Origin of the sequence: Fictibacillus halophilus (genome assembly GCF_042680145.1) — a bacterium.
Classification (GTDB): domain Bacteria; phylum Bacillota; class Bacilli; order Bacillales; family Fictibacillaceae; genus Fictibacillus; species Fictibacillus halophilus_A.
Genome location: NZ_JBHTNQ010000001.1, coordinates 1,775,874 through 1,798,119 on the forward strand (window position 1 = coordinate 1,775,874; position 22,246 = coordinate 1,798,119).

Annotated in this window: 25 protein-coding genes and 1 other annotated feature; of the genes, 8 read left to right on the top strand and 17 right to left on the bottom strand. The window is 40.1% G+C overall.

All coding sequences use genetic code 11. The features are described from left to right. Positions 1–82 precede the first annotated feature (82 nt). Positions 83–331, top strand: a complete 249-nt coding sequence (locus ACFQ4X_RS09175) for an HPr family phosphocarrier protein (protein ID WP_379834589.1) — start codon at positions 83–85, stop codon at positions 329–331. A gap of 221 nt (positions 332–552) precedes the next feature. On the opposite strand, the gene ACFQ4X_RS09180 is transcribed toward ACFQ4X_RS09175, so the two are convergent. Beyond that, positions 553–1,932 (bottom strand): N-acetylmuramoyl-L-alanine amidase, encoded by a 1,380-nt coding sequence (locus ACFQ4X_RS09180; protein WP_379834591.1) that lies wholly within the window; start codon positions 1,930–1,932, stop codon positions 553–555. A gap of 135 nt (positions 1,933–2,067) precedes the next feature. On the opposite strand from ACFQ4X_RS09180, the gene ACFQ4X_RS09185 reads away from it, so the two are divergent. Continuing rightward, a complete protein-coding gene (locus ACFQ4X_RS09185; protein ID WP_379834592.1) occupies positions 2,068–2,799 on the top strand; it encodes a ZIP family metal transporter in 732 nt (243 codons plus the stop codon). Between the two features lie 38 nt (positions 2,800–2,837). Here the strand turns inward: ACFQ4X_RS09185 and ACFQ4X_RS09190 are convergent, their stop codons facing one another. Next, positions 2,838–3,170, bottom strand: a complete 333-nt coding sequence (locus ACFQ4X_RS09190) for a YolD-like family protein (protein WP_379834594.1) — start codon at positions 3,168–3,170, stop codon at positions 2,838–2,840. 13 nt (positions 3,171–3,183) lie between these two features. Continuing rightward, positions 3,184–4,440 carry a DNA polymerase thumb domain-containing protein gene (locus tag ACFQ4X_RS09195; protein ID WP_379834595.1) on the bottom strand — a complete coding sequence of 419 codons (1,257 nt, stop codon included), beginning with the start codon at positions 4,438–4,440 and terminating at the stop codon, positions 3,184–3,186. Between the two features lie 167 nt (positions 4,441–4,607). Between ACFQ4X_RS09195 and ACFQ4X_RS09200 the strand changes: the two genes are divergently transcribed. After that, the gene (locus ACFQ4X_RS09200) at positions 4,608–4,808 is read left to right on the top strand and encodes a YqzH family protein (RefSeq protein WP_379834597.1); all 201 of its coding nucleotides are present in this window, start codon (positions 4,608–4,610) and stop codon (positions 4,806–4,808) included. A gap of 236 nt (positions 4,809–5,044) precedes the next feature. Here the strand turns inward: ACFQ4X_RS09200 and ACFQ4X_RS09205 are convergent, their stop codons facing one another. Together ACFQ4X_RS09205 and ACFQ4X_RS09210 are read right to left on the bottom strand one after the other, a co-directional pair. Further along, positions 5,045–5,836, bottom strand: coding sequence for an SDR family NAD(P)-dependent oxidoreductase (locus ACFQ4X_RS09205; protein WP_379834599.1), 792 nt, complete (start codon positions 5,834–5,836; stop codon positions 5,045–5,047). Then, positions 5,833–6,810 carry an MBL fold metallo-hydrolase gene (locus tag ACFQ4X_RS09210; protein ID WP_379834601.1) on the bottom strand — a complete coding sequence of 326 codons (978 nt, stop codon included), beginning with the start codon at positions 6,808–6,810 and terminating at the stop codon, positions 5,833–5,835. The genes ACFQ4X_RS09205 and ACFQ4X_RS09210 overlap by 4 nt, the downstream gene beginning before the upstream one ends. 84 nt (positions 6,811–6,894) lie before the next feature. Further along, positions 6,895–7,105, top strand: a binding site (T-box leader). Positions 7,106–7,155: 50 nt separating this feature from the next. Between ACFQ4X_RS09210 and proC the strand changes: the two genes are divergently transcribed. Next, positions 7,156–7,974 carry a pyrroline-5-carboxylate reductase gene (gene proC, locus ACFQ4X_RS09215; RefSeq protein ID WP_379834602.1) on the top strand — a complete coding sequence of 273 codons (819 nt, stop codon included), beginning with the start codon at positions 7,156–7,158 and terminating at the stop codon, positions 7,972–7,974. Between the two features lie 2 nt (positions 7,975–7,976). Here the strand turns inward: proC and ACFQ4X_RS09220 are convergent, their stop codons facing one another. Beyond that, the gene (locus tag ACFQ4X_RS09220; RefSeq protein WP_379834604.1) at positions 7,977–8,315 is read right to left on the bottom strand and encodes a DUF3889 domain-containing protein; all 339 of its coding nucleotides are present in this window, start codon (positions 8,313–8,315) and stop codon (positions 7,977–7,979) included. Positions 8,316–8,450: 135 nt separating this feature from the next. Here ACFQ4X_RS09220 and ACFQ4X_RS09225 point away from each other — a divergent pair, with 135 nt between their 5' ends. From ACFQ4X_RS09225 to namA, 3 genes are all read left to right on the top strand, one after another. Next, entirely contained in the window at positions 8,451–8,630 is a 180-nt protein-coding gene (locus ACFQ4X_RS09225; RefSeq protein WP_379834606.1) for a hypothetical protein, read from the top strand. 109 nt (positions 8,631–8,739) lie between these two features. Beyond that, positions 8,740–9,504 (top strand): glycerophosphodiester phosphodiesterase, encoded by a 765-nt coding sequence (locus tag ACFQ4X_RS09230; RefSeq protein WP_379834607.1) that lies wholly within the window; start codon positions 8,740–8,742, stop codon positions 9,502–9,504. Between the two features lie 50 nt (positions 9,505–9,554). Continuing rightward, entirely contained in the window at positions 9,555–10,580 is a 1,026-nt protein-coding gene (gene namA, locus ACFQ4X_RS09235; protein WP_379834609.1) for an NADPH dehydrogenase NamA, read from the top strand. 205 nt (positions 10,581–10,785) lie between these two features. Here namA and ACFQ4X_RS09240 read toward each other — a convergent pair whose 3' ends face one another. From ACFQ4X_RS09240 to ACFQ4X_RS09270, 7 genes are all read right to left on the bottom strand, one after another. Continuing rightward, entirely contained in the window at positions 10,786–11,310 is a 525-nt protein-coding gene (locus ACFQ4X_RS09240) for a phosphatase PAP2 family protein (RefSeq protein ID WP_379834610.1), read from the bottom strand. Between the two features lie 135 nt (positions 11,311–11,445). Next, complete coding sequence (locus tag ACFQ4X_RS09245) at positions 11,446–12,627, bottom strand: DNA polymerase IV (RefSeq protein WP_379834612.1); 1,182 nt, start codon at positions 12,625–12,627, stop codon at positions 11,446–11,448. An 81-nt stretch (positions 12,628–12,708) separates the two neighbouring features. Further along, positions 12,709–13,206, bottom strand: a complete 498-nt coding sequence (locus ACFQ4X_RS09250; RefSeq protein ID WP_379834614.1) for a MarR family transcriptional regulator — start codon at positions 13,204–13,206, stop codon at positions 12,709–12,711. 196 nt (positions 13,207–13,402) lie between these two features. Beyond that, positions 13,403–14,533 carry a M20/M25/M40 family metallo-hydrolase gene (locus ACFQ4X_RS09255; protein ID WP_379834615.1) on the bottom strand — a complete coding sequence of 377 codons (1,131 nt, stop codon included), beginning with the start codon at positions 14,531–14,533 and terminating at the stop codon, positions 13,403–13,405. A 17-nt stretch (positions 14,534–14,550) separates the two neighbouring features. Beyond that, on the bottom strand, positions 14,551–16,098 hold the full coding sequence (locus ACFQ4X_RS09260) for an acyl-CoA carboxylase subunit beta (protein ID WP_379834617.1): 1,548 nt from the start codon (positions 16,096–16,098) through the stop codon (positions 14,551–14,553). Between the two features lie 2 nt (positions 16,099–16,100). Then, a complete protein-coding gene (gene mce, locus ACFQ4X_RS09265; protein WP_379834619.1) occupies positions 16,101–16,946 on the bottom strand; it encodes a methylmalonyl-CoA epimerase in 846 nt (281 codons plus the stop codon). Between the two features lie 22 nt (positions 16,947–16,968). Next, positions 16,969–18,609, bottom strand: a complete 1,641-nt coding sequence (locus ACFQ4X_RS09270; RefSeq protein ID WP_379834621.1) for an acyl-CoA mutase large subunit family protein — start codon at positions 18,607–18,609, stop codon at positions 16,969–16,971. A 184-nt stretch (positions 18,610–18,793) separates the two neighbouring features. On the opposite strand from ACFQ4X_RS09270, the gene prli42 reads away from it, so the two are divergent. After that, the gene (gene prli42, locus ACFQ4X_RS09275; protein WP_251320750.1) at positions 18,794–18,886 is read left to right on the top strand and encodes a stressosome-associated protein Prli42; all 93 of its coding nucleotides are present in this window, start codon (positions 18,794–18,796) and stop codon (positions 18,884–18,886) included. 361 nt (positions 18,887–19,247) lie between these two features. Here prli42 and ACFQ4X_RS09280 read toward each other — a convergent pair whose 3' ends face one another. The 4 genes from ACFQ4X_RS09280 to ACFQ4X_RS09295 all read right to left on the bottom strand — a co-directional run bounded on the left by ACFQ4X_RS09280 (position 19,248) and on the right by ACFQ4X_RS09295 (position 22,235). Beyond that, positions 19,248–19,748: a L,D-transpeptidase gene (locus ACFQ4X_RS09280; RefSeq protein ID WP_379834623.1), complete on the bottom strand. Its 501-nt coding sequence runs from the start codon at positions 19,746–19,748 to the stop codon at positions 19,248–19,250. Positions 19,749–19,796: 48 nt separating this feature from the next. Continuing rightward, the gene (locus ACFQ4X_RS09285) at positions 19,797–20,762 is read right to left on the bottom strand and encodes an aromatic acid exporter family protein (RefSeq protein ID WP_379834624.1); all 966 of its coding nucleotides are present in this window, start codon (positions 20,760–20,762) and stop codon (positions 19,797–19,799) included. Positions 20,763–20,869: 107 nt separating this feature from the next. Then, complete coding sequence (locus tag ACFQ4X_RS09290) at positions 20,870–21,583, bottom strand: amino acid ABC transporter ATP-binding protein (protein ID WP_379834626.1); 714 nt, start codon at positions 21,581–21,583, stop codon at positions 20,870–20,872. Further along, complete coding sequence (locus ACFQ4X_RS09295; protein ID WP_379834628.1) at positions 21,576–22,235, bottom strand: amino acid ABC transporter permease; 660 nt, start codon at positions 22,233–22,235, stop codon at positions 21,576–21,578. The genes ACFQ4X_RS09290 and ACFQ4X_RS09295 overlap by 8 nt, the downstream gene beginning before the upstream one ends. Positions 22,236–22,246 lie beyond the last annotated feature (11 nt).

A 22,246-nucleotide genomic window follows, 5' to 3' on the forward strand; every position in this document is an offset into this window, starting at 1 on the left:
ATGAGAAATCTAATTTAGTAAGCATTTTTCCTTCTTCTGCACATATCCATACATATGTGTGATTGGCAAAGGAGGTTATATTGTGATTGTAAAAGCAACAGCACCTATTTTTGCAGACCGTGCTGCGAAACTTGTAGAGCTTACAGGCAGTTTTCAAGAATCTATTTATATTAAGAAAGGAGACCGCACAGCTGATGGAAAGAGCTTCTTAGGCATTATTGCTCTCTCCATCTATCCAGATGATCCGATTGAAATTATTTGTGATCCGCCCAGTACTCACCTGAAAGATAAGATTCTCTCATCAGGGCTTTTTGCTTCCTGTAACGTGTAACATTAATATCGAATTCAGCAATTTATATTATATAATCTCCCCAAGTTCTTGGCTAATTTTTCCTGGATGCATATAAAGAAAACTTGGCTGACGCCAACCCTTTCACGTCAGCCTTAGTTGCGCTCATACTATCGACCTAAACTTGTTGCCACACTCGAAAATCATCGTGCTAACAAATTATACTTTCTGATCGTGCAAAAAAGCCGGAAAATAATCCGGCTTTATATTTCTTTTAGTTGTTTGTCTAACTGATTTACTCTTTCTTGCAAAAGTGCTTTTGTTTCATTGAGCATTAATTTATAGATTTCGAGAATCATATTGCTGTAATTTGTACCCGGAACTGCCCACTTTCCGTTTAATTGATTCCATGTCTTTGCACTTCCTCTTTGAACGAGGTCGAATCTCGGGTCAACCAAAGGATATTGCGGAGGTAAAGGCTCTGTGGAACTATATGCATATAGATGCTGTATATGAGCCAATACACCTTCTTCTGGTGTTTTAAATGTTGCTCCTTCTGCCTTCCCGGTTGCGCCAATTCCGGCGAAATTATTTTGAGAAGCTTTTACACTGCCCTGAAAGCGGAAATATCCTGTTTCATGAATAGCTTGTGAATATGCCGCGTCTCCTCTGATGCCGTATACTTGTCCAATCTGAACATATAATACAGCTAATTCTGGCGCATTCGGATTTACTTTACGGACAAATCTTTCTATTTCATCGGCAGAAAGCAATGTTATCCCTTGTATTGTTAGGCCAGCTGTAGGTGCTGGTTTTGGAGGCTCTGGAGCAGGTGCTTGCCCCTTATCTTCTCCCTTTACTATTACATTGGCATCCTTTATTCCTAAAGCGCGTATCTTCATGACGTGAGCTTCAGCATTTTCTCTTTTTTGAAAAGCTCCAGCTTGTACTCTGTAATATTTTTTATTGATTATGGTCTCTTCGTCAATAAATCCTGAAATCTTCTTATCTGCTAAAAGTCGGACTCTTGCTTCAGCATTTTGTTTTTGTTCAAACGCACCTGCTACCGCGATAAAAAGCTCTTTCGTTTCCTGCTGTTTTTGTTTTAATGAAAGCCCCACAGCAGCCCCTGATGCAATGGCAGCGGACACTTCATTTTGGAAATCTTCTCTGTTTAATAGAGCAAGGTTCCCAGCGTTATCGATAAACAAAACTTCCAGCAGCACAGCTGGCATCTTCGTTTCACGAAGGACCTGAAAATCCGCCTGCTTCTGCCCTCTATTTTGAGCTCCGTATTTATTCATTACTGCTGCAGTACGAGCATGTATCGCATTTTGGATTTTTTTTGTTTCAGCCCCGACGTTTACATATACATAACTTTCGAAACCTTCCCCGCCACCACTGTTTTGGTGAATCGATAAATAAAAATCTGCCTTTTGCTTGTTAGCAAAATCAGTTCTGTCATCTAATGAAACAGTTGTATCTGAGCTGCGAGTCAGCAATACTTTCACTTCATAATTATTCTGCAGATACAACTGTATTTTCTTGGCGATCGCCAGGTTAAATGTTTTTTCAAAACTGCTCTTATTTACCGCGCCTGGATCATTTCCTCCATGGCTCGGATCAATAATAATGACTTTCAAAGTGTCACCTTCTTTTAATCCATTTCAAACGCTTTCGTTGCGCTTACTTCTATTAAAAACGAAAAGAAGGTATACTAAAAGAGCCATATGAATATTTTCATCAAAAATGGATATTTGACTAAGGTGGGTAACTGAATGGAAGCTGCTTTATTTGGAAGTGTTTTATCTGCATTAGCAACCGGCTTTGGTGCATTACCTGTTCTTTTCTGGTCTCAGGTGACACACCGGTTCCGCGATATACTGCTTGCTCTTACCGCAGGTATTATGGTTGCTGCATCAACTTTTAGTTTAATACCTCAAGCGCTCGAACTATCAAACTTAACTGTGCTTACAATTGGTATTACTCTTGGTACATTGACACTGATGATCTTAGAAAGATTCGTCCCGCATGTAGACTTAGATCATACTAGAATCCTTAAAGGCATTGATGCGAAAGCAGCTTTAGTTATTGCTGCCATAACGCTTCATAATCTTCCTGAAGGACTATCAGTAGGTGTAAGCTATGCGAGTGATGATGCAGGCCTTGGAGGGTTGATCGCGTTTGCAATCGGTTTGCAGAATGCTCCTGAAGGACTGCTTGTTGCACTCTTTTTAATACATCAAAAGATGAATAGACTAAAAGCCTTTTTTATTGCCACTTTAACTGGAGCTGTTGAAATCGTTACGGCTATGATTGGCTACGTATTAACTTCATACGTTGAAAACCTTGTGCCTTATGGGCTCTCTTTTGCTGCCGGTGCGATGCTGTTTATTGTTTATAAAGAGCTTATTCCTGAAAGTCATGGAGACGGACATGCCCGCTCAGCAACATTATCATTTATTGCGGGACTTTTAATCATGATATATTTAACACAGATTTTTGGCTGATGTTAAGAAGCTGGCTCAGAATTTTGAGCCAGCTTCTTTCAATATGTGTATTCGATATCCACGATGTCCATCACTTTTAAAAGATGCATCGTGTCCATTTTATTCATCACGCGCAGTTCTTTTTTTATTTCATCCACATAATGAACATGGCCGGCGAGTTCGGCTATCTTTCCTTTTTGATAATACTTGAATTTCAGTTTCCGGTTCTCCTCCATCGCCACACAGATGATTTCATTAAATTCTTCATATCTTTGTTCATCAAGCTCTGGTTTTCTTCCATAATCCAGACCATCCTGATGTTCTCTTAACATTTTCACGTGCTCTGGAAGCATCATAGCAGTCCATTTTATCGTTCCTCTGTCACGAATCACCGTTTCTCCCTCCCTATGCCTTATGTCCGCCTAAGAGACGGCTTCTGTATAGAGCAGTCCCTCCTTTTGTATAAGAAACAGCCCGTAAGAGAGAATTCGAACCATATTTTTGCCTGATCTCGTCCATGACATAGCCGATTTGTCTTTTTTTTGGATGATCTAAAGAAAAGAGAGTGAGCTGTGTTTCCGTATCCTCACACACGTTTGACAAAGCAATCGATATTTTGCGTACAGTCTGCCCCTGATAAAAGGTGCGAAACAATTCCAGACAAACTTGATAAAGCTCCATCGTAATATTAGACGGCTGCTCGATCGTCTTAGAGCGATAAAAGCCTCCGCCTCCTTCATCTTTGCTGTACCCTACTCCAAAGCTTATCGTCCTCCCTGCTTTCCCTGCTCTTCTTGCACGTCTTGCCACCTCTTCGCACATCTCTAAAATGACATGTTTGATCTCGGTAATATCTGTATAGTCTCTGAGCAAAATCTGGCTTTTCCCATAGCTGATCTGTCCCTGCATGATGGGAGCACCGATTTCGGATAAATCGACCCCCCATGCATGATAGTAAAGCTGATTTCCCATGATGCCGAATTTTTTCTCTAAAAGTTCGAGCGGATAATGTGCCAGGTCACCAACTGTCACAATCCCCATCCTGTTTAAGGTCCGCTCCACTCTTGACCCGATTCCCCACATTTTGCTTAAAGGCGATAGAGGCCAGAGTTTCGTTTCAACATCTTCATATCCCCACTCGGCAACACCTTTTTTCTTCGCTTCAAGATCTAAACAAAGCTTTGACATCAGCATGTTCGGTCCAATTCCGATCGCACACGGCAATCCGAATTCCCTCCAGATATCCCGGCGGATCTTTTCAGCTAATTCCTGAGGACTTCCCCATAACTTTTCCGTTCCGTCTGCTTGAAGAAAACTTTCATCCACACTGTATGTGTGAATAGATTCAGGCGGGACATAACGGTGCAGCAGCTTTGTAATTTCCATTGACCTCTCAAGAAAAAAGGACATTTGGGCGTTCACTACAATGATGTCTTTATTTTTAGGAATTTCAAACAAGCGGTTTCCAGTGCGGATGCCGAAATCTGCCTTTAATCGCGGAGAGGCAGCAAGAACGACACTTCCCTGCCGTTCTGTATCTCCCACCACTGCTAAATAACATGTGAGCGGGTTTAACCCTAAGCGAACAGCAGCACAGCTGGCGTAAAAGCTTTTCATATCCATACACAAAATGGTACGCTCTGGCATATTTTCATAGTTCATTTGTCACAAGCCCCCTTATCACAATACGAACATCTGTTCTTTATATGTATACCCATTTTAACCGAATATATGTTCTTATAACAATGGTAATTTTTTCAGCATTTTTTGCAGATTGACGTTTTGGGCTCATAAGTCTAGGATTTATAAAGGAAAGGCAGGTGAAAAATATGAATCGTTCATTGCTTCGCAAAATGATTTTACGAGCATTAAAGGATTATTTATGGGAGGAAGAGGATTGCATGCTGACCGAACAAGAATGGAGTCAGCTGGAAATGAAAATAATGGAGCAAATCAAAGAGGAAGATCAGGAAGAAGCGATGTACGCTATAATTCAAGACGTTGTTTATGACTATTTTACAAATAAATAACAGGTTCTGCTCCAGAAAACAGAACCTGCCTTTATGCGAGGAATTCCGGACAATAATCCATAGGATTTGGACCTTAATCCACGAGTTTTGGATCTCAATCCAAAAATTTCGGGTCTCAATCCACGAGTTTTGCTCTTCAATCCAAAAGTTTTGGCTTTGAATCCACAAATCTTAGTTTCGAACTTGAATCGACATACAATCGTCTCCTTTAGTTTACATAATATTATTACGGTATCCTACTTTTGCCGGAATGATTTTCCCCCGAGTTTTTCCACTAATCGCGGCATAACTTGATAAGCTGTACTGCCAATATTCATCCACCATGGCAGATTAATCTCACGTACAGGACGCTGCATAGCCTCTAAGATCTTTTGTGAAACGTGAGAAGGCTGAAGCATAAACTTTTGAATATTTTTTACATAGTTGCCCGATTTGTCAGCAAGCGTGAAAAAATCGGTAGCGATCGGGCCTGGATTAACTGTTGTTATATGAACACCTTTATGCGCTACTTCAAGACGCAGTCCGTTGGAGAAGCCAAGAACTGCATGTTTTGTTGCTGCATACACACTTGATTTTGGTGTTGAAATCTTTCCAGCTTGTGATGCGATATTGATGATGTGCCCGCTGCCTCTCTGGAGCATATGCGGCAGAACCGCACGAGTACATGCCATCAAGCCTAAAACATTTGTAGAGAACATCCCCTCAATATTCTTCCAGGGAGCATCTGCAAATTCCTCAAAGACTCCAAAACCAGCATTATTAACTAAAATATGTACGTTTTTTTGATCAATTAAAACTTGGGTAAAAACTTTCTCAACGCTATCAGGGTCAGAAACATCCAATGTATAGAAAGGGGCTTTAATTCCAGTTTCTTTAAAGATTGTATCCTGAACGATTTTCAACTGGTCTTCCCTTCTTGCGAACAATACTGGCAAAGCCCCCTTTTTCGCAGCATCCAGCGCAAGGTATGCTCCGAGTCCGCCTGAAGCTCCTGTAATCGCAACCACTTTATTTTTTAGTGTACTCATCGAACTGCTCCTGTCTGTCTAAAATAAAATAGCCCTTCTTCTTCTGCTTTTATAATTCTTCCCTCTTCTTGAAGAAGCTCAAGATGGCCTGATACTTCAGATACGACTAAACCAAGCTGTTTTTCGTACAGCTTTGGAAAAAGACGGACACACAATTCAAATACAGTTAATGGCTCATCATTTAACAGCTTTTCAATGGCTTTTGCGCGCTCGTTCTGATCGTGCAGTCTTTTACGTATTAATTCATGTGCATTTTCAAAAGGCTCGCCATGCCCAGGATAAACCGTTTGAAGATTTAACGTTAATAGATTTTGAAGTGTCTCACGGTACTGAAGCAAAGTTTTTGGCCGGTCTTTTTCATGAAGTGCCGGCGGTTCAAGTAGTGCATTTGATGAAATATGCGGCAAAAGAACATCTCCGCCAATAAAAACACCTTGCACCTCATTGTAAAGAGATAAATGATCCGGAGCATGCCCCGGCGTTTTTAAAAAAACAAATCCTTCATGTCCAGGAACACTTTCCCCAGGCAATGGTGTCAGATCAGGCATGAAAGGAGTAATAAACTCACGGTATTTTTTCAGTTTCAATAGCTCCAGCCTTCCTAATGAATCTGGCACACCAAAAGCACGATAAAGCTCTATATAGAATGAATCAGCCCATTTCAAAAAATCGCTGTCGCCGCTGACATAAGGAACAGCTTCTTTGAGCATCAGAGTATCCACACCTGCCTGCTGAATTTCTTTAGAGAGACCAGCATGATCAGGATGATAATGTGTGCATATGTATTGATCCAAATCTTTAAATGAGAGTCTGTTTTCTTTTAAAGAAGATAAAAGGACCTCTCTTGCTTCATCGGTCCTTGGACCAGAATCGATAAGAGTAACCGCATCACCTATAAGGAGGCAGCAATTGACAGGACCCACATCAAATGGTGTAGGCAGGGTAATCGGAATAATAGTTGCAGCTTTTGTCATGATTTCCTCCAAAAAATTACTTGTTGACATACATATAGAAATCATAGCATAATGTTTTTTAAAATATAAAAGATTTGGATAATATAATTTGCGTTGAAAGGGATCAGTAAGTATTCTCCCCCGATCAGAGAGTGGAATCCGAAGGCTGCAAGATTTCATCGGAAAAGGAAATGCTGAACCTGCCCTTAGAGCATCTGGAGAAATCCAGCGCAGTTCTGCGATACAGGCGTTTCGAGCGGGCAAGAACTTTTGCCAATAAAGGTGGTACCACGGATCACTCCCATCCGTCCTTTAACCAGGACTTGGGAGTTTTTTTATACTCAAAAATTGAGGGAGGGATCTGTCGTGAAAAAAGAAAAAATCACATTTATTGGTGCAGGTGCTATGGCTGAAGCGATTATGGAAGGGCTTATTAAAACAAATAAATGGCAAGCAAATCTTATCACGATTAAAAACCGCAGCAATTCTGAGAGGCTTAAAGAGCTTCAGACAAAGTACGGTGTAATCCCTGCTCCAACTATAAAGGAAGCAGTATCAGATGCTGAAATTATCATTTTAGCTGTTAAGCCGAAGGATGCTCCGCAAGCTGTCAAAAGTCTTGAACCTTTTATACAGAAAGAGCAGCTCATTATTTCTGTAATGGCAGGAATATCAACAAGAACCATTACAGAATGGACGAATAATGACAATCCTGTACTTCGGGCAATGCCTAATACATCAGCATCAATCGGATATTCTGCAACCGCTCTTTCCAAAGGTATATCTGCTTCAGATGTTCATGTACAAAAAGCAGTTGAGCTTTTTGAAACGATCGGAACCGTAACACTTGTGCCAGAAGATAAGCTTCATATCGTTACAGGGCTCTCTGGCAGCGGTCCTGCTTATATTTATTATATTGCGGAAGCGATGCAAAAAGCAGCTGAAGAATTAAGTCTGTCCCATGAAGAGGCTAAAACATTAATTTCTCAAACTCTCCTCGGCGCCTCTCTTATGTTAAAGAACACATCAGAATCTCCAATAGAACTCCGAAAAAAAGTAACAAGTCCTGGCGGAACAACTGAAGCGGGTATAGGAAAGCTGGATCAATACCAAGTACATGATGCTTTCATAGCTTGTATCAAGAAAGCAGTAAGACGATCTGAAGAATTAGGTAATATTAAATAAATTTAACGGTCAGTTTCTTGAAAGGCTATTGTTTTAAATACACCATTAGGAGTTAGTGTAATAGTTATAATAACTCCTTTTTCAGAGGAACCTTTTTTGAGCCACAGCTTAAACTTTTCGACAATATCTTCGTTTTGAGCTAAATTTCGACCCATATATAAATAATCAACGATATCGTAATCCGGATAGCGTTTTCCGGTTTCGAAAACAGCCAGTCTTCCCCATTTTGCATAGGCTGGCTCCTGCATGCCAGGATATGCCGCGTGTACAGCGGGTGTAATATACGAAGATATCAGAATCCCGGCTAACAGCAGCGGAAATAATTTAAGAAAAATTTTCATTTCAGTCAGCTCCTTTTGTTTATTTTGTTCAAAATCCTTTATTTTTCTGCGAAAATTGCCGATTAGAAAAAATTGACAAGCCCAGTCCCTCACTCTTATCATTTAAAGAAGAGCTAGATTTAGGGAGGGATTTATGTGGTAGAAACGGAAATTTCCCAAAGATACCTTGAATTGCGCATTCAGTTTGAAAAGTTCACGAAACGATCTCTTACAGAAAAAGAGCTAGTTTTTATCCGCTGGCTTACTGAAAAAGGTGCCAACGTTGAAGAACATAAAAGAGAAGAAACAAAAAAACGGTCAAAACGCCGAAAATAACCATCCCCCCTCCTTGCGACAGGAGGGGTTTATTTTATTTCCCTTGCCAATTATTTTCGCCTATACTATCTATAACTAAAATGAACTGTCGAGGAAGGTGCTCATTTAAATGACTTATATTTTTGCCCATAGAGGCTCAAGCAAAGATTGTCCTGAGAACACGATGGCAGCATTTAAAAAAGCTTTTAAAGACGGCGCAGATGGCATCGAGCTCGATGTACAGCTCTCAAAAGACGGTGTTCCTGTTATTATTCATGATGAAAAACTCGATCGGACTACCAATACAAAAGGCAATGTTGCAGATTTTACATATGAAGAACTTACAAAGATTGATGCGGGAAGCTGGTTTTCAAAGAAGTTTGGCAGTGAACATGTTCCATCACTGCAAATGTTTTTAGAGTGGATCGCTCCCCTGCCTATCCTTCTTAATATAGAGTTAAAAAATAATGTGATAGAATACAGCGGTCTTGAAGATAAGACATTGCAGCTCCTGCACCAATATGGAATGGAGAAACGGACGGTCATTTCCTCGTTTAATCATTACAGCCTGGTGAAAATCAGGAAGATGAACCCGTACATAGAAACAGCACCGCTTTATTCTTCAGGTATTTTTGAACCTTGGGAGTATGTAAGAGCGGTATGTTCACAATCCGCTCATCCAAATTACAAGTCACTTCATCCATACATTTTGGAGGGATTTAAACGACATAATATACCGATACGTCCTTATACGGTAAACAGCCAAAAGTGGATGGCATACCTGTTTGAATGGGGGATCGAAGCGATTATTACCGATTATCCAATAATCGCAAGAAATGTACGGAATGGTGATGGACCAGCTCCAAAAGGCAGATTTCTTCAAAAATGGTGGTAATTCGTTTTACAATGAATGAAACTAAAGTTTCTTTTTAGCAGATAAAGGAGATGTTTATTATTCAACCGTTATTATTTGAACCCTATTCGATCCGGGGTGTCACTTTAAAAAACCGTATCGTTATGTCACCTATGTGCATGTATTCATGCTACGAACAAGATGGAATGGTAACACCATGGCATATGACTCATTACACGTCCAGAGCAGTTGGACAGACCGGTCTAATCATGACTGAAGCAGCAGCTGTAAGTCCTCAAGGGAGAATCAGTCCAGAAGACCTCGGTATCTGGGATGACAGTCATATTGAAGGGCTGTCTTCTCTTGTAAAGTCCATTCACGAAAATGGCTCTAAAGCTGCCATTCAAATTGCGCATGCTGGCCGTAAAGCAATGATTGACGGACCGATTATCGCCCCTTCAGCTATTGCGTTTTCGGATAAAATGAAAACTCCGGAAGAAATGACTCTGGAGCAAATTGAAGAAACTGTAAATCAATTTAGAGCTGCAGCAAAAAGAGCTAAGACTGCAGGATTTGATGTCATAGAGATCCACGGAGCTCACGGATATTTGATTAACGAATTCCTGTCTCCGTTATCTAATAGAAGAACAGATTCTTATGGCGGGAATCAGCAAAAAAGATACCGTTTCCTGCAGGAAATCATTGCTGCGATGAGACTTGAATGGGACGGACCGCTATTTGTAAGGATCTCAGCGAATGATTATCATCCTGAAGGAAACTCCCCAGAAGATTATGTAACCTATGCTTCATGGATGAAAGAGGATGGAATTGATTTGATCGACTGCAGCTCCGGCGCAGTTGTTCCAGCTAAAATTAATGTATACCCCGGCTATCAAGTACCTTTTGCAGAAAAGATTAGGAACTCTGCGGATATTGCTACAGCTGCTGTTGGATTAATTACAACAGGACGCCAAGCAGAAGAGATTCTGCAAAACCAGAGAGCAGACTTAATCTTTATCGGCCGTGAGTTTTTAAGAGATCCTTATTGGCCTCGATCAGCAGCCGAAGATCTAGGAATCGACATCCAGAGCCCGAAACAGTATGAGCGCGGCTGGTAAATGAGTGTAAGAAGATAAGAAAACTGGCATCCACACCGAGTTAGCAGGTTGAGATGCCAGTTTTTATGTGTGAGAAGACCAGAATTTCATTAATCCCACGTTAATTTAAATAATCCCACGAAAGGCAAACAAAATTCCACGAAAATCACTAAAAAACCACGAGTCGACAAATCTCAATATGCTGCAGCATCAAACTCTTCAACTTTCAGCCGCTCCATCTCATCTTTAACCATTTATAAAGCAAAACACATACAAGCAGCCACGCTCCGCCTGCAAGATAACCTCCAAACACATCGGTTGGATAGTGTACACCTAAATAAACACGGCTGAAACCCACCATAAAAATAAATAAACCCGTAATGATATAAATTATTTTTTTATAGGGTTGCAGAAATGAATAATTGTGAACAAGTAAGTATGATAGCATTCCAAAAAAAGCAATAGAGATCATCGCATGGCCGCTCGGGAAGCTATAGCCTGTTATTTCAATTACACGGTCAAATTCGGGTCTGATCCTCTCAAACGATATCTTAAACCAATGGTTTCCGTATCTCACCCCGATCAAACATATCGACAAAACTAGCGGCTCTCTCCATTTCCTTTCAGCTAATAGCCAAATTACTGAAAAGAAAATCAAGACTCCATATTGGTACGGCCGAGAAGCTGCATCAGTAATAAATATAAAGAATGAGTTTAATCGTGACTGATGCAAGTCCGATACATTCTTCATCGACCACACATCCACGGCTTCTATAAAGGGCTTGTGATACAGATAGGCGAACATCATAAAGAAAACCATAAAAACTGTAATTAAAATGAATGTTCTTTTCACGCTGCTATTAAGAGTCATTAAAATTTCCAGCTCCTATTTATTTTTTCCCCTTTTTATTATTCCTTCACCATGTTTTCTTTCGATAGATGATAGCACGTCATGCAGTAAAGCTTCTTTTTCATTTTTTTCAACTGAGAATAGATCGAGCTGATAAGTAGCATTCTCTCTTTCCACAACCTCTGTTGCAGTTATTCCTAATAGTCTTACCGGTTCTCTGTTCCAGTGCTGCTTAAACAAATGTAAGGCAGTTTTTGAAATTTCATGTTGATCTTGAGTTGCATTTAGAAGCATCTTACTGCGTGTAATTGTTTTCCTGTCACTGTATCTAATTGTGATGGCAATAGTTAATGCTACATATCCTTTTGTCTTTAGACGCGTCATTACTTTTTCGGCGAGTCTTTTAAAAACCGGTTCTGCTTCACCTGTGCTTATAATATCCTCACTTAATGTTGTGGAACTTCCGATTGAACGATAATCACTTGCAGAACTTGGATCGACGGGCCGCGGATCAATGCCGTTGGCTCTTTCCTTCATTTTAAGTCCATTGATGCCAAAACGCTGTTTAAGTTCATAATCTGCCGCTTCTGCTAAGTCTTTAACAGTAATAATTCCGTACTTATTTAGTTTTTCTTCTGTTTTCTTTCCGATGCCATGCAGATCTCCTACTTGTAACGGCCATAGTTTTTTAGCAAGATCTCTTTTTCTTAGAACGGTGATCCCTAGCGGCTTTTTCATATCGGAAGCCATTTTAGCCAGAAATTTATTAGGTCCGATACCAATCGAGCAAGGTAGATTCAACTCATTCAAAAGCCTGTTCTGAATTTCTTCAGCTGCCTCTAACGGCTGTTTGCATTCAGTCACATCCATATAGCCTTCATCAATTGAAACAGGTTCAACCCATTCTGTATATTCTTGCAGAAGCTGAAACATTCTCGAGGAATAACTTTTATACGTTTCAAAGTCAGGCGGAACAACAATCAGGTTTGGACATAGCTTTTTAGCCTGCCAAAGCGGCATTGTCGTCTTGACTCCTTTTTCTCTTGCTTCATAGCTGCAGGTTACGATAATCCCTTTACGTTCCTCCACATTACCTGCCACAGCAAGCGGTTTTCCACGCAGATCTGGATTTTCTGCCATTTCAACAGATGCATAGAAGCTGTTCATGTCAACATGAAAAATGATTCTTCTTTTTGGCGTGGGGGATTGATACAACATGAAAACTCCTTTTTTCGAAACTATGTTTATTAGTATATGTTAGCGAATGAGCTTTAAAAACAAAAGAAAAAGACAAGGTATCTACCTTGCCTCATGCAGTCTCTTTCCAGTATCCTCAACCCAATCAACAAATTCTTCGCCATGAAAATGCTTATTTAAATCCTTATGTAATTGAATAAGATCCCGATAAAACTCTCGTTTGTCTCCATCTTCGAGCCACTTTTGCAGGAAACCATATATTTGGCAGTTGAAGCTTGTTGATTCTTTATGTTTTTCAACACCTTTTTCAGTTAAATAAACATAAGAGATACGGCGGTCATCATTCTTTTTCTCTAGTGTGACGAGACCTTTGTCTTTTAACCGTTTAATCACCTGCATTACAGTAGAAACATCCCATAATCCATAATAGGCGATCTTAGAGATTGTAATATCCTCTTCAAGAGAAACAATCCATAAAATATGCTGTTCTGCTTGTGTTAATCCGATTGCTTTTGCGGATTTCTGCCAGTCCTCTTCCAGGACTTTATACACACCACGCATATAATTAACCATCATATGCATGTCCGATAACTGACTCATCCCATTTCCTCCCCCGAAATAAGATTTTAAATAATTACCAATATTTTCTTTTACATGATAAAAACATCTTACATAATGCTTAAATAGACTGTCAACTTTAAAAGATCAATTTGTTAATTTTTATGACAAAAACAGGCATCCTGACCTATATAAAAACAAAAACTTGGCGAAAATTCGCCAAGTTTCGTCATTTCATTTAATTTCCAGAAGCAACTTCAATTACTGCAAGTACCATTTCTGCAGTTTTTGTCAGTTCTTCAAGAGGCATTCTTTCATTTGTAGTATGAATTTCCTCATAACCAACAGCAAGGTTTACTGTAGGGATCCCGTGACCGGCGATTATGTTTGCATCACTTCCGCCGCCGCTATGAAGAAGTCTGTGTGGACGTCCGATTTTTTCAGCTGCTTTTTTAGCAATTTTAACAACATGGTCTCCATCACTAAACTTAAACCCAGGGTACATCACTTCAACCTTAACTTCAGCACGTCCACCCAATTCTGCCGCAGCAGATTCATAGGCTTCTTTCATCTTTTGAGTTTGTGCTTCCATCTTTTCATGAATCAAAGAACGCGCTTCAGCTAAAACAAATACAGTGTCGCAAACGATATTTGTTTGTTCACCATGACCTCCGCCATGGAAGTGGCCGATGTTTGCTGTTGTTTCCTCATCAATTCTGCCAAGGGGCATGCGTGAAATCGCTTTTGCCGCAATTGTTATAGCTGAGACACCTTTTTCAGGCGCAACACCAGCATGTGCAGATTTACCGTAGATCGTTGCTCGTACTTTTGCCTGTGTAGGAGCGGCTACAATAATATCGCCAACAGGTCCGTCACTATCTAGTGCAAACCCGTATTTTGCTGTGATTTTGGAAGCGTCCATTGCTTTTGCCCCTACTAAGCCGGATTCCTCACCAACTGTGATGATGAACTGAATATCGCCATGAGAGATATTTTTTTCTTTTAGAACTTTAATCGCTTCAAACATAGCAGCCAGACCCGCTTTATCATCTGCGCCAAGGATTGTTGTACCATCTGTTACAACATAGCCGTCTTTAATAGAAGGCTTGATTCCTTTACCTGGAGTTACGGTATCCATATGAGAAGTGAAATAAATTGTATCCACTCCCTCTTTGTTGCCTTTTAAAGTACAGATTAAATTTCCTGCTGCATGATCTGTTTTAGATTCAGCATCATCTTCATATACTTCAACCCCAAGCTCTTCAAATTTCTTCTTAAGTACGATTGAAATTTCTTTTTCATATCTTGTTTCAGAATCTATTTGAACAAGCTCTAAAAACTCGTTTAATAAACGATCCGCGTTTACCATATGTATTCCCTCGTTTCTTATAGTGGTATATTTCCATGCTTTTTGTAAGGTCTGTCTTCTTTCTTGTTGCGCAGCATGTCCAACGCCTGAATACACTTGATTCTTGTTTCTCTTGGATCAATTACATCATCAACCATCCCATTTGCAGCTGCAATATAAGGATTAGCAAACTTCGTGCGGTACTCTTCAATTTTTGCTGCTCTCGTTTTCTCAGGGTCTTCACTGTTTTCTATTTCTCTAGCGAAGATAATATTAGCAGCTCCCTGAGGTCCCATTACTGCAATCTCAGCGTTCGGCCAAGCGAAAACTAAATCTGCACCGATAGATTTACTATTGAGTGCAACATATGCTCCGCCATATGCTTTACGAAGAATAATCGTGATCTTAGGTACAGTAGCTTCAGAATACGCGTATAAAATTTTTGCTCCGTGCCGTATAATTCCACCGTGTTCTTGTTTAACTCCAGGGAAAAATCCGGTCACATCTTCAAATGTGATGATCGGAATGTTAAATGAATCGCATAACCGTATAAAACGGGATGCTTTATCAGATGAATCAATATCAAGTCCTCCAGCCATGACTTTTGGCTGATTACATACTAATCCTATCACTTCACCCTTGATTCTTGCAAAACCTACAACTATATTCCTTGCGAATTGAGAATGCACTTCCATAAAAGAATCTTTATCTACAACTTCATTTATGACAGTTCTGACATCATAAGGTCTTGTTGAATCAAATGGAATGATCTCAGTAAGATCAGGACGGTAATCTTTTTCATCGCCCCAAGGCAATACAGGCGTCTTCTCTCTATTATTCTGCGGAAGATATGAAATTAATCTTCTAACATCTTCTAGTACTTCAGCTTCAGATGGTGCAGTAAAGTGCGCGTTCCCGCTTTTAGATCCATGGACTTCAGCACCGCCCAAATCTTCAGAAGAGATTTTCTCTCCTGTTACCGTTTCAATTACCTTTGGGCCGGTGATAAACATCTGACTTGTCTTTTCAACCATGAAAACAAAATCGGTGATCGCCGGAGAATATACTGCGCCCCCTGCACAAGGTCCCATAATAACGGAAATCTGCGGAATTACTCCTGAGTAGATGCTATTTCTATAAAAGATATGCCCATAGCCATCAAGTGACATAACACCTTCCTGTATTCGTGCACCGCCCGAATCATTAAGACCGATAAAAGGAGTACCGTTCTTAGCTGCAAGGTCCATTACGGCAGCTATTTTTTTGGCATGCATCTCACCTAGCGCACCGCCAAACACAGTGAAATCCTGTGCGAATAAGTAAACAGGACGGCCATGTATTTTTCCATACCCTGTTACAACCCCTTCGCCAGGTGCTTTCATACCGGAAAGCCCGAAGTCATGAGTGCGGTGTTCCATAAAAGGGTTAAGTTCAACAAAGGTATCTTCATCCAATAAAAGATCGATTCGTTCACGTGCTGTCAGTTTTCCCCGCTCATGCTGCTTATCAATGCGGTCATCTCCGCCACCTAGTTCAATCTCAGTCTTCTTTTCGTAAAGTTCATTTATCTTTTCATAGATGTCCATTTTTAAGCTTCCTCCTTTTTACTCTTTTCACAAAGTTCGAACAGCACTTTATGGGAAGAAGAAGGATGCATAAATGCAACTTGAGCCCCTCCTGCACCAATAACAGGAGCTTCATTAATCATTTTGATGCCATTAGATTTCAATTCCTCTATACGGCTCTGAATATTTGAAACTCCTAAAGCGACATGATGTACTCCCTGACCCCGCTTCTCAATGAATTGAGCGATCGGGCTGTCATCAGACATTGCTTCTAATAATTCAAGCCGTGTTTCCCCAATTTTAATAAAAGCCACCTTTACTCTTTGTGAAGGAACCTCTTCGATCGCTTCAAGGGTAAGTCCTAACTGGTTCACATAAAAAGGCAGTGTTTCGTCTAGTGAAGATACAGCAATGCCAATATGATCGATTCTTTCAGGCGGTGTTGCGGAAACTTTAGAAGTAGATATCCCATCGCGTTCAAAAACCGTTTTCTCAATAAATTTAGCCGTTTCTATAGTCGGTGTTCCAGGGGTAAATACTTTTTTAATTCCCTTTGACTCTAAGAAAGGAATGTCTTCCCATGGAATGACACCTCCGCCCACGACAATGATATCATCTGCTCCTCTCTCTTGAAGAAGACGCATCACTTCTGGAAAGAGTTCGTTATGTGCACCAGAAAGACAAGACAACCCAATAGCATCCACATCTTCCTGTATAGCTGCAGACGCAATCTGTTCTGGTGTTTGTCTTAAGCCTGTATAGATAACTTCCATTCCGTAATCTCTAAGTGCCTGAGATATTACGAGGGCACCTCGATCATGACCATCCAGTCCTGGTTTCGCAATTAATACACGGATTGTTTTTTTCATCTCTCTCCACTCCTTCTATTTCTTAGACGCCGGTATATTCTCCAAATTCCTCACGAAGGACACCGCATATTTCTCCCACAGTACAATAGGATTTAACACACTCTAAAATGACAGGCATTAAGTTGTCTTGACCTTTTGCGGCCGATCGCAGCATCTCCAACTGAGCGCTCACTCGGTCCTGGTCTCTATTAGACTTTAATGTTTTAAGTTTTTCTTTCTGTTTTTCACCTAATTCAGGATCAACTCTTAAAAGCTCTGGCTGAGGCTCATTATCAATCGTGAATTTGTTCATGCCAACGATAATTTCCTGGCCATTTTCAATTTTTTTCTGTGTTTCATAGGAAGTATGGTGAATCTCACGCTGCATATATCCCTGTTCAACAGCTGAAACAGCTCCGCCCATCTGCTCAATCTTATTCAGATACTCGTTTGCTTTGTTTTCCAGTTCATCTGTAAGACTTTCCACATAATACGAACCAGCAAGAGGATCTACCGTATCAGCCACACCTGTTTCATGTGCTAGGATCTGCTGTGTCCGAAGAGCTATTCTTGCTGATTCTTCTGTTGGAAGGGCAAGCGCCTCATCTCTTGAATTTGTATGAAGACTTTGCGTTCCTCCAAGTACAGCAGACAATGCTTGTGTCGTCACTCTGACAATATTATTATCGGGCTGCTGTGCTGTTAGAGTGGAGCCACCTGTTTGTGTATGAAACCGAAGCTGCCACGATTTCGGATTTTTCGCTCCATAACGTTCTTTCATTAATTTTGCCCACATTCTTCGTGCTGCTCTGAATTTAGCAGCTTCTTCAAAAAATTGATTATGCGCATTAAAGAAAAATGCTAAACGCGGTGCAAAGTCATCAATCTTTAGACCAGCTTCTAGTGCTGCATCGACATATGCAAGACCATTAGCGATTGTAAATGCCAGCTCCTGAGCCGCATTGGCTCCTGCTTCTCGTATATGATAACCAGATATGCTGATCGTGTTCCATTTTGGTACATGTGACTGACAATAGGCAAAAATATCAGTAATTAAGCGCATTGACGGCTTTGGCGGAAATATGTAAGTCCCGCGGGCAATATACTCTTTTAAAATGTCATTTTGAATGGTTCCAGATAGCTTATCTGCCTCTACTCCTTGCTTTTGGGCAACTGCTATATACATGGCGAGCAGTACTGACGCAGGTGCGTTGATCGTCATGGAAGTACTGACTTTATCAAGCGGTATATCTTTTAATAGAGCTTCCATATCCTCCAATGAGTCGATAGCCACTCCGACTTTACCTACTTCACCGCGTGCCATCGGATGATCTGAGTCATAGCCGATCTGGGTCGGCAGATCAAAAGCAACAGAAAGACCCGTCTGACCTTGCTCTAATAAATAGCGAAATCGTTTATTCGTCTCTTCTGCGGAACCGAATCCTGCATATTGTCTCATCGTCCAAAAACGAGCTCGATACATTGTAGATTGAGAGCCGCGTGTATATGGATATTCTCCAGGTAGCCCTAAAGTATCAAAAGGATAGTTTTCTTCCTCAGCACCATAAAGGCGTTTAATTTCAATATCAGATGATGTATGAAACCGTTCTTTTCGTTCGGGAAATCTATTCATTGACTGCTCAGTTTTTTCTTGCCAGTTCTTTAAACGCTGTTGTTTATCCATTAGAGGCCTCCTGTTAACAAAGAAAAATATTCTCAACATAATATCTTTCGTTTTGAAAGCGCTTTTTCCTGCTTGAATCCGCAAATTTTCGACGAAAATTGCAAGTGTCTGTTTATAGAATTCTTGTTTCTCATTTGCAAAAACGATACAATTGAATAGGAAAAGCTATGGGAGGGAATCTGCTGTGTCTCAAAAAATGATGAAAACGATTGTATATATTATGATTATTTCTCTTGTATTAAGCAGTCTGCTGACGGGAGTAGCATTGTTCTTATAATTAGGCTGTTTTTGCAAACTTTGCAGCTCTTGGAAGGGTTGATTTCCGCTCCAGGATGCTCGCTTTCCGCGGGGTGTGCGGTGAGCCTCTTGGTATGTAAGCATGTGAGGTGTCACATAATAGGAAGCATGTGTGCTCCTGCGTCTTCTAGAAATCCTATCGAAGCGGGCTTCCTCGTCGCATGCCTTGCGAGAAGAGTACTCAAGTAGTAGGCACGCACCTTGCGCTCCAATCAACTTGTCAAAGAAGAGAATCTCAAAAAAATTCCTCTAAAGCAACAATCTTTTAGAGAAAAGCCTATTATTAAAACTCAAAATACAAATTAAAACCCCAGTCAAGTGACTGGGGTTTGTTCGTTTTTTTATTCCGAGCGTTCTTTCATATATTCCTGAAAGCTCTTATCGGTTGAAATGACTTTAATCTTTGTACCTATTTTAATTTTGCTATAAATTTTTTGTACGTCTTTTTCATACATCCTGATGCAGCCGGCCGTTACAAACCTTCCGATGGAGGAAGGGTTATTGTTTCCGTGAATCCCAAATGTACGTCCATCTGTGTTATTTGCATCAAACCCAATCCATCGTGTTCCGAGCGGATTGGATTTGTCCCCTCCTGGAATATCTTTTTTGCGATAATAAGGATCTACAGCCTTTACTGTGATTGTAAATTGTCCCTCTGGTGTTAATTCACTCGATTTACCTGTCGCCACTTTATAGACTTCTGTTACTTTTCCTTCTTCTATAAAAGCCAATCTATTGCTTGTTTTGTTAACAATTACATATGGGTCACCGAGGTCTTCGGCATTTCCTAATGGCCACATAGGTGATAAAAACAAAAGGAAAACAATTTTGAAGTTTATCATGGCATCCACCCTGTCTTTTTTACTTAGTATTTGTTATTTCAGGGTTTCTCATGAATTTGGACCGTCATTTATTTTGAACCTTTTTTTGATGAGCAAATAATCTTCTATATCTTGAAGCAATTGATACAATTTAGACCGTGTTTCAAATTCCTGTCTGTCTTTTGGCAGATGCATCTCCCGAAATTCCTGCCGCATTCTTTCAAGTTCATCTAAAAATAATGCTGCCGTATTGCCTGGATGGACCGCTGCGCCAAGACGCTCGAAGAACTCTCCTAATTTTTCTCCTTGAATATATGTTTTATCAATGGAAGATAGGATAGGAAGCATTCGCTGAATGATCTCAAATTGTTTCTCTCTCATTTTAAAATAGTGATAATACTGATTTTCATAACGTAAAAAATGATTCTCAACATCACGAAAAGCAAGACTTTTCGCATTAGAGATTAAATCTGCACATTCTGTAATTTCTTTCCCGTCCCATTCATGGTTGTTATGAGCCAGATAAAGATGAAATTCATGAAAAATTTTCTTATATCTGTTCTCCAACTCTTTCTGCATGGTTAAAAGTGATTTCTCCATTGAAGGCATGTATAAATTCATAATAAGACCCATTCCAATTCCAATGACTATAATACTTACTTCGTTTAGAACAATAGACCAGGAGATTTTCTGCAGTGTATATAGATGCAAAATGATTACTGAAGAAGTGATAATGCCTTCTTTCAAATTAAAGGCTACAATTGTTGGTATAAATAAAATCAGCAACAAAGTTAAGGCATAAAAATGATAGCCTATTAGAGTAAAAAAGCCAGCAGCGAACAAGATACCTAAAAGACATGCCGCAAACCGCTCCCATGAACTGATCACGGAGCGTTTTTTCGTAATTTTAATACAAAGAATCGTTAATATACCGGCTGACGTGTAAAAGTCGAGTTTTAGCCATTCTGCAATAGCAATTGCAAGACCTGCACCAACTGCTGTTTTTAAAGTTCGGTATCCAATCGTAAATTTCATGAATTGACGCCTTCTTTCATGCTACTTTCTTAATCTTTTCCCACAATTAAAAAATTTAATTACTTATAAAAATAAAAAAAGGACCTCGAGTTGAAGTCCTTTCGTTATTATAGCACTTTTTCTAAGAAAGCTTGAGCTCTCTCTGTTTTCGGATTTTCGAAAAATATCGACGGCTGTTCATCTTCTACCAATCTTCCGTCATCCATGAATAGAACACGGTCTGCTACTTCTTTGGCAAATCCCATTTCATGCGTCACGATAACCATTGTCATGCCTGTTTTTACAAGGTTCTTCATAACCTGCAGCACTTCTTTTACCATCTCAGGATCCAAAGCGGAAGTCGGTTCATCGAAGAGCATAATATCCGGGTTCATGGCTAAGGCTCGGGCGATAGCAACACGCTGTTTCTGCCCGCCTGACAGCCTTGATGGGTAAGAATTCGCTTTATCGGAAAGTCCAACAGCTTGAAGCAGTTCAAGTGCATATTTCTCAGCTTCTTTTTTGCTCGTTTTCAAAACTTGCTGAGGTGCAAAAGTGATATTTTCTAAAACCGTTAGATGAGGAAAGAGGTTAAAATGCTGAAATACCATTCCTATCTTTTTACGGAGATTATTTTCCAGCTGTCCTATCTCTTTTCCATCAATTTTGATTGAACCGGCATTATGTGTTTCAAGCAGATTCAAACAGCGAAGGAAAGTTGACTTCCCAGATCCAGAAGGACCGATTACAGCAATCACTTCACCCTTGCTGATCTTAGTAGAAATGCCTTTTAAAACTTCATTGTGTCCGAAGCTTTTTCTTAATCCATTAACATCAATCACTTTTGGCGAGCCTCCTCTCCATAACACGTCCTGCTAAGGTTAACAGCATGATTAGCAGATAGTAGATTAATCCTGCAAGAAGCAATGGTTCAAAAAAGCGATAGTTGCTTGCTCCAACGATTTGAGCACGTCTCATAATATCGAGCGCACCAATAACGGATACAATCGCAGATTCTTTAGTCAGTGTAATAAATTCATTCATAAGTGCAGGTAAAATATTTTTCATCGCCTGAGGCAGAATAATTTTCAGCATCATAGAACGGTATGGTACACCTAAAGCGATTGCCGCTTCTTTTTGTCCCTTATCAACAGCATTAATCCCTGCTCGAATGATTTCTGAGATATAAGCCGCCGAATTTAATGCAAATGTGAGTACCCCTGCTGTAAAAGCGCCGATATCCATTCCTGTCAGCTGCGGGACTGCATAATAGATGATCAGCATTTGTAAAATTAAAGGCGTTCCTCTGAATACTGATGTGTAAGCATCTGCAAACCACCGCAGTATAGTTACTTTTCCAATCTTAAATAAGGAAAGTACTGTTCCCCATAAGAAACCAAGTACTAATGAAACCGCCACAAACTGCAACGTAACCCATATTCCATACAATATATAAGGAATAGAAGGCACGAGCTGGGCAAAATCCAAGTTCATGCCTATCACTC